General features: G+C 63.1%; 16 protein-coding genes. 10 read left to right on the top strand and 6 right to left on the bottom strand.

Annotated elements, in window-relative coordinates:
* Positions 1–233: 233 nt before the first annotated feature.
* Positions 234–422 carry a hypothetical protein gene (locus QA640_RS21530; RefSeq protein WP_283042584.1) on the top strand — a complete coding sequence of 63 codons (189 nt, stop codon included), beginning with the start codon at positions 234–236 and terminating at the stop codon, positions 420–422.
* Positions 423–1,158: 736 nt separating this feature from the next.
* Here the strand turns inward: QA640_RS21530 and QA640_RS21535 are convergent.
* Entirely contained in the window at positions 1,159–2,583 is a 1,425-nt protein-coding gene (locus tag QA640_RS21535) for a TAXI family TRAP transporter solute-binding subunit (protein WP_283042585.1), read from the bottom strand.
* 71 nt (positions 2,584–2,654) lie between these two features.
* Between QA640_RS21535 and QA640_RS21540 the strand changes: the two genes are divergently transcribed.
* Together QA640_RS21540 and QA640_RS21545 are read left to right on the top strand one after the other, a co-directional pair.
* The gene (locus QA640_RS21540) at positions 2,655–2,900 is read left to right on the top strand and encodes a type II toxin-antitoxin system PemK/MazF family toxin (protein WP_283042586.1); all 246 of its coding nucleotides are present in this window, start codon (positions 2,655–2,657) and stop codon (positions 2,898–2,900) included.
* Positions 2,901–2,926: 26 nt separating this feature from the next.
* Entirely contained in the window at positions 2,927–3,073 is a 147-nt protein-coding gene (locus QA640_RS21545; RefSeq protein ID WP_283042587.1) for a hypothetical protein, read from the top strand.
* A gap of 210 nt (positions 3,074–3,283) precedes the next feature.
* On the opposite strand, the gene QA640_RS21550 is transcribed toward QA640_RS21545, so the two are convergent.
* Positions 3,284–3,631 (bottom strand): hypothetical protein, encoded by a 348-nt coding sequence (locus QA640_RS21550; protein ID WP_283042588.1) that lies wholly within the window; start codon positions 3,629–3,631, stop codon positions 3,284–3,286.
* Between the two features lie 351 nt (positions 3,632–3,982).
* Between QA640_RS21550 and QA640_RS21555 the strand changes: the two genes are divergently transcribed.
* The 3 genes from QA640_RS21555 to QA640_RS21565 all read left to right on the top strand — a co-directional run bounded on the left by QA640_RS21555 (position 3,983) and on the right by QA640_RS21565 (position 4,960).
* A complete protein-coding gene (locus QA640_RS21555; RefSeq protein WP_283042589.1) occupies positions 3,983–4,246 on the top strand; it encodes a hypothetical protein in 264 nt (87 codons plus the stop codon).
* On the top strand, positions 4,239–4,535 hold the full coding sequence (locus tag QA640_RS21560; protein ID WP_283042590.1) for a hypothetical protein: 297 nt from the start codon (positions 4,239–4,241) through the stop codon (positions 4,533–4,535). Before QA640_RS21555 ends, QA640_RS21560 begins: the two co-directional genes overlap by 8 nt.
* Before the next feature lie 146 nt (positions 4,536–4,681).
* Positions 4,682–4,960, top strand: coding sequence for a DUF1488 domain-containing protein (locus tag QA640_RS21565; RefSeq protein ID WP_283042591.1), 279 nt, complete (start codon positions 4,682–4,684; stop codon positions 4,958–4,960).
* 148 nt (positions 4,961–5,108) lie between these two features.
* Here QA640_RS21565 and rpsU read toward each other — a convergent pair whose 3' ends face one another.
* Positions 5,109–5,387 (bottom strand): 30S ribosomal protein S21, encoded by a 279-nt coding sequence (gene rpsU, locus QA640_RS21570; RefSeq protein ID WP_283042852.1) that lies wholly within the window; start codon positions 5,385–5,387, stop codon positions 5,109–5,111.
* A gap of 438 nt (positions 5,388–5,825) precedes the next feature.
* Here rpsU and QA640_RS21575 point away from each other — a divergent pair, with 438 nt between their 5' ends.
* The 4 genes from QA640_RS21575 (at position 5,826) to QA640_RS21590 (ending at position 7,866) form a co-directional block, all read left to right on the top strand.
* Positions 5,826–6,035, top strand: coding sequence for a cold-shock protein (locus QA640_RS21575; protein WP_283042592.1), 210 nt, complete (start codon positions 5,826–5,828; stop codon positions 6,033–6,035).
* A gap of 98 nt (positions 6,036–6,133) precedes the next feature.
* Positions 6,134–6,376 (top strand): transcriptional regulator, encoded by a 243-nt coding sequence (locus tag QA640_RS21580; RefSeq protein WP_283042593.1) that lies wholly within the window; start codon positions 6,134–6,136, stop codon positions 6,374–6,376.
* 52 nt (positions 6,377–6,428) lie between these two features.
* On the top strand, positions 6,429–6,653 hold the full coding sequence (locus QA640_RS21585) for a hypothetical protein (RefSeq protein WP_283042594.1): 225 nt from the start codon (positions 6,429–6,431) through the stop codon (positions 6,651–6,653).
* Between the two features lie 472 nt (positions 6,654–7,125).
* Positions 7,126–7,866 carry a GDSL-type esterase/lipase family protein gene (locus QA640_RS21590; protein WP_283042595.1) on the top strand — a complete coding sequence of 247 codons (741 nt, stop codon included), beginning with the start codon at positions 7,126–7,128 and terminating at the stop codon, positions 7,864–7,866.
* Between the two features lie 193 nt (positions 7,867–8,059).
* Here QA640_RS21590 and QA640_RS21595 read toward each other — a convergent pair whose 3' ends face one another.
* From QA640_RS21595 to QA640_RS21605, 3 genes are read right to left on the bottom strand one after another with little or no spacing between them, the layout of a single operon-like run.
* Positions 8,060–8,677: an Isoquinoline 1-oxidoreductase subunit gene (locus QA640_RS21595; RefSeq protein WP_283042596.1), complete on the bottom strand. Its 618-nt coding sequence runs from the start codon at positions 8,675–8,677 to the stop codon at positions 8,060–8,062.
* An 8-nt stretch (positions 8,678–8,685) separates the two neighbouring features.
* Positions 8,686–9,210: a (2Fe-2S)-binding protein gene (locus QA640_RS21600; protein ID WP_283042597.1), complete on the bottom strand. Its 525-nt coding sequence runs from the start codon at positions 9,208–9,210 to the stop codon at positions 8,686–8,688.
* Complete coding sequence (locus QA640_RS21605) at positions 9,207–11,978, bottom strand: molybdopterin cofactor-binding domain-containing protein (RefSeq protein ID WP_283042598.1); 2,772 nt, start codon at positions 11,976–11,978, stop codon at positions 9,207–9,209. Before QA640_RS21605 ends, QA640_RS21600 begins: the two co-directional genes overlap by 4 nt.
* Positions 11,979–12,135: the final 157 nt, after the last annotated feature.

Here is a 12,135-nt window from a genome sequence, read left to right on the forward strand (position 1 = left end):
TTCGATTGGCTCATCTCAATCACGGCGATGACCGTGCTATCTTGTTCGAGGGCGGTAAGGGACCTGCTTGAAAGCTTCCAACATGGGGCGCTCCGTCGCTCATTTGTTGAAGAGCATCGAAGGTCCCATACCCTCGCCGCCCACCCCATAGCATCTTCACATAAGCGCCGTTCGGAAGGGCGGCCGGTTGCTTCTGGTCTGCCTCCATGAGCTGACGACCTGCGGACGCCACGGTGTTTCGCGTCCCCGATGCCTCGCGGATCGCGCCGCGCGAGATCAACGCACTTGCAGCGGAATGGGGCATCTGGCCGGCGGGTGAGACCGGCCGAGATCAACGACCCTGGACCGAGATCGTGCGCGGCATGGTTCGCAAGGCGCCACGGCCGTTGCTGACCGTGGCGTTCTTGCTGGGCGGGCTGTAGCACGCGGTGAATGTTTACACCTGCCGCCATCTGGGCAGCCCTCTTTCTGATCCATTCCACCCCGCCGCCGGCCTCGCGTCATGGGGCTCATCCCAACACCGAGGTGAAACGAGACTTGCGCCGATCCCGACGTCACGCGTGGCCTTGTGGTCGGCCTCGAACAACCGGCTTGCGGCCTCGACGTTCGCGGCGCAGCGCTCGAGCCACCGGGCCACGAGACGATCAACCCGCGCGGCAAGCCGCCGTTGTGCCGGCACAAGCCGCGCATCCAGGCTCTGATCAGATCGCTTCTTGACGTCGTCCTGGGCGTTCATCTTTCCCTCCTGCCGTTACGGCGGAGGGAGCGGCCCTGCGCCGAGCGTTACATTCTTGCTTTGCGGATCAGCCCGGCATCGAGCTGAATATTCCGCGTCATCGCGGACATGCACGACCAGCCAGCCAGCCGGGTAAGCGGCCGGACGAAGGCGGCAGTCTCTGCGATGTGTGTGCGTGCGATACGCATTGTGGCCCTCAAGAGCGCGGGCATTTCACCCGTCACGAATGCACGATCTAAGCGCAGAGAAAGTCCGGCGCGTCAAACTCTTTTGTCCATGCGGGGCAAAGTTTGTTGCGGGTCGGCAATTTTCGAACGGTCGCGCGGCCAGCTGGGTTCGAAAATTTCAGGTTGTACGCAATTGGTGGAGGCCCGTGGCTAACTCCGCCGAGTCTGATCGTCGGCCTTCCATCTCGAAAGAAATCACCCTCGCGGCGTCAGGCTCTGGGCTGTCGCCGCGCGAACCGGCTCAAGGATGCCACGTTGCAGCGCGGCGCGCCTCTCCGCAATGGCATGGCTCAAGAGTTCGAGCACCAGCGCAAATGCCGCCAGCTCTTCCTGCTCCATGGCCCCGTCGTCGTAACATTCGAGCGTTTCACCGATGATCTTGTCGGCTTCACGCTGCAGTGCCAGCAGGTCCTGGTTGGATTCCGCCGTCCGCGCAGTCGCGATCATCGCCAGGATTCTCTTGCGATGGCTGGTATTCTCCTCCCTTTCGTCCCGGTTCAAATAGCGACGCAGCCAGGCGCCGGCCGAACCGATCGCGGACAAAAGCAGCAGCCCGAACCAGAAGTAATCGCCGTATTTGTCGAGGAAGGTGCGTTCATTGCCGTCGATGACGGCCGCCGCGCCCCGATGGACCGGCAGCTCGGTATCTTTGTCGGTGTCCGGCTTCGTGATATGGACGGCACCGGGGACTTGCCTGGCGATCGCCTGGCGGACGGCGAAGAGCTGGCGGAAAAAGGCGGCCGCCGTCGTTTCCGACAAGCTTTTTCGCGCCACGATCAGGTGGCTAACGCTGACCGTCTCAACCTTGTCATCCGGCCAGGCCGGATCCGCATTGAAGACGCTCGGCGGAATTTCCTCGGATTCATAACGCGGGTGCTTCAAGGCGATGGCTTCCGATGTCTCGATCGCGAGAAACTTCGGCTCGCCTCGCGTCCGGGCCGTTGCCGCGATGGCGTCCGCCGTGATCTTGCTGTCGAGTGGGCCGACCGCCATGAACGCATCGACGGTCATGTCGCGCGCCATTGGCTCGACATCTTCCGTGCCGAAGTGCGTGATGGCTACCTTGTCGGGCTCTACGCCGGAAGCGCTCAGAATCACGTGCAGCAATGACGCGTTTGCCGCGGTCCGGCCGATCACGCCGACACGGTGGCCTGCGAGGTCGGCAACCTCCTTGATTTTCGGCGCGCGCTTTTTCTTGGGACCCTTGCCCGCAAGTCCGGAAGGCGACCACAGCACGACGAAATTCTTGCGCACGACTGCGATGGTCTGCGCGTCAGAGGGCATCTCCAGATCGGCGCGACCGACCGCAAGCTCGGCCTTGCCGGCGCGAAGCGTAGCGAGAGCTTCGACCGCCCCCTCGGTGATGACCGGTTTCAGCCTGACGGTCCGGCTTTCATTGGCGAAGGCATCGGCCATCGCCTCAATGACCTTTTTATCGTTGCTTTCTGGCGGTCCGACCGCAATCCGGAGAGTTTCCGGGCGCAACGCATAAAGCAGTGCGCCCGCTGCGGCGCCGAAGATGAGAAAACCAACCAGCAAGGCCAGCAGGAGCGAATTGCTTCGTCTCCGCTCTCGGCGGGCCGCCTCACTGGCTTTACTTGTACTGTCGGAGGAGGACATTGCCGCTGCCAGTCGGAGATGAACGCGCGACCTGTTTTCCAGGATACTACGTTCTTGCTGAGATAACGTCTTTGCAGCCGGCCTGGTTCAATGCCGCAGCCGGCCTCTGCGTCATCTGCCCGATCGCCAGCCGGGTCCGCGACTATCCCTTCGAAGTGAATTTGCCCGAAGGCTCCGGCGTTCACGGCGTGGTGCTTGCCGACCAGCCCCGCAGCATCTCCTGGGAAACAACGACCTCTCCGGCATGCCGGGCGGGGACTGACGTCGTGCTCACGGACGTGCGCGAATGCCTGGCTGCTCTGCTCGGGATCGACTGAACGCCTCATTCCACTCGCGACGGGGAGTGGCCAATGTCCTTACGATCCGGCACAATCGCTGCGACGCCACTGTGTTTCGCGGCCGCGATGCCTCAGCGATCGCGCCGCGCGAGATCAACACGCTCGCAGCGGAATGGGGCATTTGGCCGACGGACGAGGCCAGCAGGGATTAACGGCCCTGGACCTCCGCATCATGGATAGAGCCGCTGCTGCCTAGCAACCATTTGGTATCAGCCCTATTGTCCATTCATCACTGATCAGGGCTTTGCGCGTAGGCATCCGCGGCTGAGAGACACGTCGCGCTCCCGCCTGACTTGGGAGGTGCCTCGCGGGCGCCGGAATGATGGTCCGGCTTCTGGCTCAGCTCGATGGGAAGCCCTTTCCTACTTCTTCTTCGCCGGCCCGAAATCCGGCTGCCAGGCGGCCTCCTTGCGGCTTGGCGCCGCGGCGATCACCTTGGCTTTCTCCTTCTTCGGTTTCTTGGCTTCGCGATTGCTGCGCTGCTGTCCCTTGGCCATGTCGTCTGTCTCCTTCTGAGGTTCGAGCTCGTCCAGTTCGTCCGCCTGCAGCACGCGCCCGCGCGGCGTGCAGACTCTCACGTCCATGTAGCCCTGGCGCAAAAGCTTCCTTGCGAGCCGCAGCGCGACCACGGCGCTGCCGCGACCGAGATTGGAACTGCCGTATTCGTTGGTGCCGCTGACCAGGAACGGCACGCGCAAGGTCCTAGCCATTGAGGTAGGCCGCCGCACATATGAGAAGCAGAAGAAACAGCGGAACGATGACCCGCGGCACGATCCACGGCGAGATGCGAACACGCGACATCGAATGCCCCTTCGAGGCTGTCGGCGGGAGCGCGCGTGACCCTCAGTCACCGGTCGATGCCGTTGGAAAGTACGGTGATGCGGGCAGTTTACGCCTGCGCCAGGCCAATAGCGAGCCCTAAAACGATCCGCGTGCGCGCGGGGCTTGCGGCATCGGCGCACGTGGTGCGGTGGCGAAACTTCTGGCTATTGCCGTGCAATGGGCGCATGCTCGTCGTTGCAGCGTCGGTCGGGGCCCCCTCCTGCGAAAGGCAGGCGTGCATGACCATCCGCTCGCGGCGCGAAACCGTCACCTTCAAGCATCCGTTCCGCATCCGCGGCGTCGAGCGCCTGCTGCCCGCCGGCGCCTATGAGGTCGTCACCGACGAGGAGACGATCGAGGGCCTCTCCCTCTCGGTCTGGCGCGTCGCGACGATGATCATCGTACCCGCGGAAGCCGCGCGCAGCACGACGGAGATGCTGTCGATCGGTTCGGTCGACCTTGCAGACGCGCAAGCCGCAGATGCGAGCGTTGCCAATGACTGACCACACCGTCGATCTCGACAAGCATCGCGGCATGGCCGCGCAGAAGGCGACCGATTTGCGCCGAGCGCTGGCCGAGGTCGAGACCAATCTGCGGGAGCTGCGCGAGCGCGAGGCCGATCTCGAGAACCACCTCCTGACGGTGCCGGCCGCCTCGTGGCCGGAGGCGGCGGCGAAGGCGCGCTATGTGCTCAAACTCTACGCCGCGAGCCTGCCCGCCGAGGACGCGCGGCACCGCGCGCTGGTGGCGGCTGTGCTCGGGGATTTCGCCCGGCTCTCCGGAGAGAGCTGAGGCGATCCCGGCCGTCCGCGTTCTCTCGCCCGCTATGCTCGGCGCAGGGGGAGGCGGGCGGCCGGACGCGGGGAGCGCGGAGGGTGAAGGAACGATCGCGTGAGGGCGCGATTGCCTAAGAGAGCGATCGCGCAAGGGAGTAAGCCATGACGCTCACGAGCGGCCGCTACATCGGCCTCGAATACGACCGGATGATCGTGCTGTTCTCGATGCACGACGGCGCGAGGGAAATCCCTTGCGCGATCTCGACCTCCGCGATGGACTACCTCGAGCGCGGCCCGCAGGCGAGGCCCGAGCAGCGCGAAGCTCAGTTCACCCGCCTACGGGACCGCATAGAGGCGCGTGCGGCCAGCAAATATCGAGCGTCGGAACTTGAAGGAAACCCACGGGGGATCGTGCTACGAGGCATTGATTTCAGGACGTAAGGCCTTGCCATGTCCCACCATTAGCACTCAAACGAATCTTCTGCGCGGGCTGTCGACAGCGAGACCTGACGCAACTACCGTGGCAATAGATCTGCGATGACAACGTTCTTCGATGCTGAGCATTCTCCCGGCACCGAAGCTCCATTTGCTAAGCGCGTTCCTTGTTGGTGACCTCCGGCAAAGGCGGCTTGCGCTCCGGAAGCTTCTTCTTCGGGGGCGCTGGCAGTAATCCTTCCCTGATCGCTTGCTTCCGAGCGAGCTTGCGGGCCCGGCGAATGGCCTCGGATTTCTCGCGCGTCTTTCTCTCCGAAGGCTTCTCATACGAGCGTCGCTGCTTCATTTCGCGGAAGACGCCCTCGCGTTGCATCTTCTTCTTCAGAATACGTAGCGCCTGGTCGATATTGTTGTCGCGGACTAGTACCTGCAATTGAAACTCCTCGCTGGGCTGCGAAAACGCGGCAGTCCTGCATGCAGCCAATTGCGCAGGAGTCTCGTTGCGATGATGAGGATGAGAGTGACGGCGTATTTCTTCGCCGGCCTCGAACAAGCCGGTCTACTCGTCACGGCGATCCAGTTCGGTAGAAGTGACGTGACCACTCTCGCGCGACCATGTCAATCGATAAAGCACTTCTTACACGTCGACAGGCCCGTTCGAAGCTGCTCGACCGGCACCAGAAGTGCCCGGCTGAAACAAATTGGCCCCCTTCCTTGTAAATTTGCGAAAGTCATGTATATTGAGCCCATTCGATTAGCCGCTGTGCCTTGTTGAACGCGCCCGCGGGCTCTTTTTCCAAAGACATCGACGAAGTTGAACATTACCGCGTGATTATCACGCGGCATGCGCTTGGGCGCTTTGGAGAAAGAAATGACGACAGGTACCGTAAAGTGGTTCAACGGCCAAAAGGGCTTCGGATTTATCCAGCCGAGCGATGGCAGCAACGATGTGTTCGTTCACATCAGTGCGGTCGAACGGGCTGGCCTTTCGGGTCTAGCCGAGGGACAAAAGGTCAACTTCGAGATCAAGACCGACAAGATGCGGGGTAAAGTCAGCGCTGAGAACCTCTCGCTGGCCTGAGTTTCGTGGTGCCGTTTCACGGATGTACTGAAACGGCCATGCTGCCCGCTCGATCTCCAGATTGAGCGGGTTTTGCCCATTGCGGAACGGGGTGAAGGATGAGCGCCAAGAAATCGGCAGAACCGTCACCCGAAAGCATCGCGCGTTCCAACCGTCAACGATTGGCCGCCGAAGAAGGAGCGCGGGCATTGGCGGATGTCGAAAGGCAGGCCATCGAGGTTCGAAAGAACATGGCGCGACTTCGAGAGCTCCGCGAAACAAGGGAGGCCGCCGATGCGATCCGTCGAGCATCGTTGCCGGCGCCCTCGCTAACGAAGCGCACGAGGAAGTTGCAGCGATAGTCAGTTTTAACACCGTCGATGAATTTGCCGAGGACGAGCCAGATGCCGGAAAGTGCGGATCGTGCCTAGAGCCAAGTCAGACGGCGGCGGAACAATCACTTTTTCTCTTGCGCTCGGCGCAGCGAGACAGATGTGCAGACTAACGACAACGTTTCAGACGGATAAGCAAGCCTTCAGTTATCTTCATAAGCATCGGACGGAGTTCGAGCATATGGCGCGGGCACGCCTCGCCTCAGGGGAACTTGAAGACGGGATCGTCGAGCTCTCAATGCTCTAGGTTGAGGCCGGGAGTGCGAGCAAAACTCTACGCTATTCTGGAGCGTCTTTCGAGTCGACTTCGTGCGCCAAACGCTCCGGCTTGTATCACTCACCCGAGCGAAAAGAGGGCGAGTAAGCATCTGCCGACAGTTATCGGTAGACGATTACATAGCTAGGCCGCCGGCCCGTTGGTTGAGAGCGCCTATGACTGGGCGATGTCCGCTTTGCCCCTCGAAGGCAGACGTCGGAATTAGACGAGCATAGTCCGCTGTGGGTCCAATCGCGTCGTTTGGGAAGTCGTCCCGTCATTTCCGGTCCACCCCGACAAGCGGACCATTGCACAGATCCGAACTTCGCAGTTGGCCAATTCGGACTCGAAAGACCCATCCGGGCGAGGTGGGCGATGCACGCCCGCAGGCTAGGCGATCTCGCCGTGACGCGCTATCCTTTCTCCATATTATGTTACTTCTGCCGCAACTGACAGGTGACCCGTGGACAGCGATCCCTCACAGATCATCCCGGTTGGGCCAATTCCCTTTGAGCACGGCCTGCCTCACTTCGCGCACAGCCTCATCAGAGGAAAGTCCAAGATCGTTGCGATCGGCTCATCGACGACAGCGGGCGAAGGCAACATCAAGCCCTACCCAGACCGGCTCCCGGCGCTTCTTCAGGTCCCATATCCAAACGCCAAGATCACTATGGTCAACGAGGGAATTGGCGGCCAAGAAGCGCCGATCGAGCTCGAGCGGTTCGATACCGATGTCATTGCCGAGAAGCCCGATCTGGTGATCTGGCAGGTCGGAACGAATGCAGTATGGCAAAGTCCGGATCTGAAGCCTCCACCTCCCACGTTCAACGATACTACCAAGGCCATCCGCGATGGGCTTATCAAGCTGCGCGACGAAACGCAGGCCGACGTGATCCTGATGGACCTGCAATATCTGCCGGCGGTCCTGACGCCCGCCAAGAAGGACAAGGCGATCACGATGGTCAAGGCAATCAGCAAGCTGGCGGCGGACGCCAACGGCGTCAATGTGTTCCACCGCTTTGCGTTCATGGAGGGCTTACACGAGGTCGAGGGGGTCTCGTTCGACCGGATGGTCGACCCGGGGGATGAAACCAGACTGCACCAAAGCGACTGGGTCACGGATCGTGTGACGCGGGCGCTGAAGGACGCGATCGTCGGCGGCGTCGACAAGGCATGGTCATTGTTAGCCGCGAACACCGACTAAGGCGCATCACGCAGACATCGCGGCGCTCAGATCGAACCCGGTGTATGTTCGCCATGCTGCCGACAGCAGCACGAAAGCTGACCTTGCTGGAAATCCGCCCTGGGTCATGAGCCGTCGATGATGACCAAGCGGGGCGACCTCCGCTTCAGCCTCGGAAGCCGGCGTTTATTAGAGTGCTTGCCCCAGCGGCTCATCACGGCGCAGGGCACGCGGCGCCGGTCTTCACCCAGGCTTCAACCAGTGCGCCGGCCTGCGCTTGTGTGCCGGGTACCGGCGAACGGCCGAAGCCCGGCTTCCAGGCCCAGCCGACCAGCGTATCCTTGCCGATGTGGTCGATCAGCTCCTCCACCTTGCGGCCGCCGTTGCGCGCGGGATCCCTGATCTGCTCGCAGATCTCGCCGATGGTCTTGTCCTCCCATGCCATCTCGCGTGGGGCAAGATGCCATTCGGGATGGCCGGGGATACGGCCGGGCTCGAAATTGGCCTTCTGGTGGCAGGTGTGGCAGCGCATCGACTCCAGACCATGACCATCGGCGCCGCGCGTGACCGGCGGCTGATGGAGATGCGGATTGTCGCCTTGCCGCGGGCTGTCGCCGGCGGGATGACAGTTGGTGCAGCGGGGATGCGTCAGCACCTTTCCGAGCTCGGTGAACATCGTCGCCGAGCGTTTCTCGGTGTCGGCAATGTCGGCAAAGCTCTCGGGCGAGGCCAGTGCATGGCTTGCCGTTTCCGAGGCCGCGTAGCCTGTGCAAAGGCTGCCGGCGAGCGCCGCGATCACGGCCATCGTCTTGAAGCGCGCGTCAGAGAACATGGCTCGTGTCACTTGGTGGCGATGAGGTAGCGTTGTGAATCGGCCAGGATCACGTCGCGCACCGCCTCGTGATATTTGATGTAGCCGGTGCAGCGGCAGAGATGGCCGTCGAGCGCGTCGGCGATCGTCTGCTCCAGCGCGTCGCGGGCGACCGGCTTGCGCGCGAGGCGTTCGAGCAGGACCTGTCCCTCGTTGAGGAAGCCCGCCGTGCAGTAGCCGCACTGAAACGCGAAATGATCGATGAAGGCCCTTTGCAGCGCGGACAGCTCGCCATCTCTGGCGTGTCCCTCCACGGTGCGGATCGACTTGCCGTCGAAGTTCACGGCGGGCGCGATGCAGGTTGGGCTGGTGTAGCTGGTGCCATCGGGCTCGTCGACGATGATGGCGCAGCTCAGGCACTGCGCGGCGCCGCAGCCGAATTTCGTGCCGGTCATGCCGAGCATTTCGCGCAAGAAATCGTTCATCGAGAGGTCGTCGCGCACCTCCATCGGACCATGCTTCTGGCCGTTGATGGTGAGGCTAAGTGTCGTCACGCGAGCACTCCCTTCAAAAGGCTTGGCGTCACCGGCAGCGCGCGGAAGCGGTGGCCGGTCGCATCATGGATGGCGTTGATGAGCGCAGGCACGATCGGGATCATCACGACCTCCGCCATGCCCTTCGGCTCTTCGTCCGGCGTCAACGGCTTCAGCATCTCGATCTCGAGATCGCGCAAGGGGAGGTCCGAGCCGCGCGCGACGAGGTAGCGCCCGAGATTCCATTCGCCGTTGCCCGGGCCGCCTTCGAAGGGCGGCAAGGTCTCGAGCAGGGCATAGCCGACGCCCATCGCGAAGCCGCCATGGGCCTGGCCCATGACGACCTCGGGCACGAGCGCGGTGCCGCATTCGAACACGCTGTAGGCCTTGGCGATGCGCAAGGCGCCCGTCGCGCGCTCGATCTCGACACGGACGACCGCGCCGCACATCGAGGTGTAGGATGTGCCGATGCGGTTGTTGTCGGTCGGCGGAAACTTGACGTTGGTGCGGTTGATGCGCTCGAACCTGCCGTTCCCCCGGCGGATAGCGAGCGCGTCGATGTCGGCGCGATATTGCTCGCCGAACAGCGGGAAGCGCGCGCGCGACCAGGCCCAGCGGGAAAAGCTGTGCGCGACCGCGCCGGTGACGAAGCCTCGCGCATGGGCGGTTGCGGCGAGCGCCGGCAGCGCCAACGGCTCCAGGCCAGGCATGACGAGCTGGCCGTTCTCCCAGCGCGCGCTGGCCCATTGCCTTGCGCGTGCGTCGGTCTTCGGGATGTGCCAGAGCTCCAGCGCCGCCGGCCACAGGCCGAAGCGGAAGATCACGCGGGCAGCTTCCGCAGATGAATGCGTGCCGACATGGGCGCCGATCGAGGCTGATGTCGCCGAGCTGATCGCAGGCACCCAGCGCGGATTTCTCTCGGCGGCGTCCTGGGTCTTCTGATCCATCGTGTAGGGATCGCCGGAGGTGACGAGACCGAGCGCGTCGTAACTGTCGACGCGGGCGACCGAGACCTCGTCGGCAATCGTGCCGAGATGGGTCGCGACGCGGTTGGCCAGTGCCGTCCCGATGCCGTTGCCCATCTCGACGTGGTCGCAGAAGATCGCGATCTTGCCGTCGGCGGTCAGCTCGACGCGCCCGAGCGAGCAATCCGCGCCGGAGCCGTAGTCCTTGGTCACGCAGGCGACGCCGGTGCCGATCAGCCGGTCGGATGCGCCTTGTTTGAACTGCGCGCGCTGCTGCCAGATCGGATGCTTCTCGAGCTTGTCGAGGATTTCCGGCGTGCGGACCGAGACGATATAGGGATTGCCGGTCATGGTCCGGCCGTTTTGCTTGAGCGCATTGCGCCGCCGGAATTCGATCGGGTCGAGCTTGAGCTCGCTTGCCGCCTCGTCGATCAGCACCTCCAGCGCGGTCATGCTTTGCAGCGTGCCGTAACCGCGCATCGAGCCTGCTGTGACGCCGCGCGAATGCAGTGCCACGGTCGTAACGTCGACCTTTGGAATATCGTAGATGCCGATTGCAGCGGTGGCGGCGACCACGGCGACGTTGGCCGAGAGATTGGCGAGACCACCCCCGTCGAGCACGTGATCGGCGGCGAACGCCTTGATCGTCCCGCTCGCGCGATCGATGCCGATGCGCGAGCGCATCTTGATCGGGTGGCGCTTGATGCCGGCCTGGAACTGCTGGTAGCGGTCATGGGCGAGCCGCACCGGCTTGCCGGGAAAGCAGATCGCCGCGAGCGCAACATAGAGTACGAACGGCGTGTGATCCCGCCCGCCAAATCCGCCGCCGACATGGGCGAATTGCGCGTTGATATGGGCGGGCTTGTAGGGCGCGCGGGCCTTGGCCAAGAGATACGCGATCGACTTGGTCGCCTCATAAGGCGACTGTACGCCGAGCACCAGCTCGAGATTGCCGCCCCTGTTGTCGTACCAGGCGAGGCCGCTTTCGGGCTCGAGGAACATCGGATCGACCGATTGCGTCTCGAACTCGCGATCCAGCACCAGCAGCGAGGAATCTTCCGCGCCAAGCGCGGCTCGGATCTGCTCTCCATGCTTTGCCGCCTTGGCGTAATCGGCCGGCATCTCCTTGGCGAGGGGTGACCACACCGGCAGCGCCGTGCTCTGCACCTTCTTGGGCGAGACCCAGCCTGCCTGGATCGGCGAATAGACGTCGGGCTTGTCGCGCGAAGCACCCGCCACGCGCGTGAAGCGGAAGGAGCCGTAGTCGGGCGCGATCACCGGCCCGGTTTCCTCGCCGAACCGGACGAAGGTGCCGTCGCGCAGCGCGAGGCGTGCCTGATCGAAGGTGTCGAACGCCTCGAAGATCAAGAGCGCGACCGGCTGCCCCAGATAGAGCGGCGTCTTGCCGACCGGGCAGAACAGATCGCCGGCATGGAATTCCGGCACCTGCGTTCCGATCCGATCGAGATCGTCGGCCGTGACGACGGCGGAAGGCTTGAGCGCGCCGCCGAGCCGCGCGAGGTCCATGCCGGTGTAGACATGCGTCGCGTCGTTGGCGCGGACCAGGATCGCGTGCGAGGTCGCCTGTGGCCAGCCCGGCATATCGTTGGCGCGGAAATCGGAGGCGTAGAGCTTTGCGCCCGTCACTTTGGCAACGCCGTCGACGCGGCCGGCACCCCGCGTGGCTGGATTGAAGTTGCCGCGTCCTGGCAGCGTCTCATGCGCGGCAAAGGGGGCATTCTTCGCCAAAGCAAGCTGCGACAGGCTGACGGAGATGCCTCCCGCCGACAACCACTTCACGAACTCGCGTCGCGAAGGCCGCATGATCATTTCCTTCAAATTTTCAAAGGCGTGATGAAGGCGACGCGATCAACGCCAGCAATGCGCTGCAACGCTAGCGTGTGATTCGTCATGCGACAATAGACAGGATAGGACTTACCAACGAATGAAGACGGCCGCGGCGAGGCGGCCGCCATATTTG

The organism is Bradyrhizobium sp. CB82 (assembly GCF_029714405.1).
GTDB lineage: Bacteria > Pseudomonadota > Alphaproteobacteria > Rhizobiales > Xanthobacteraceae > Bradyrhizobium.

Coding starts and splice junctions, on each gene's coding strand:
- QA640_RS21535 (WP_283042585.1), bottom strand. CDS start 2,583: ATGTCCTCCTCCGACAGTACAAGTAAAGCCAGTGAGGCGGCCCGCCGA.
- QA640_RS21550 (WP_283042588.1), bottom strand. CDS start 3,631: ATGGCTAGGACCTTGCGCGTGCCGTTCCTGGTCAGCGGCACCAACGAA.
- QA640_RS21555 (WP_283042589.1), top strand. CDS start 3,983: ATGACCATCCGCTCGCGGCGCGAAACCGTCACCTTCAAGCATCCGTTC.
- QA640_RS21560 (WP_283042590.1), top strand. CDS start 4,239: ATGACTGACCACACCGTCGATCTCGACAAGCATCGCGGCATGGCCGCG.
- QA640_RS21565 (WP_283042591.1), top strand. CDS start 4,682: ATGACGCTCACGAGCGGCCGCTACATCGGCCTCGAATACGACCGGATG.
- QA640_RS21575 (WP_283042592.1), top strand. CDS start 5,826: ATGACGACAGGTACCGTAAAGTGGTTCAACGGCCAAAAGGGCTTCGGA.
- QA640_RS21580 (WP_283042593.1), top strand. CDS start 6,134: ATGAGCGCCAAGAAATCGGCAGAACCGTCACCCGAAAGCATCGCGCGT.
- QA640_RS21595 (WP_283042596.1), bottom strand. CDS start 8,677: ATGTTCTCTGACGCGCGCTTCAAGACGATGGCCGTGATCGCGGCGCTC.
- QA640_RS21605 (WP_283042598.1), bottom strand. CDS start 11,978: ATGCGGCCTTCGCGACGCGAGTTCGTGAAGTGGTTGTCGGCGGGAGGC.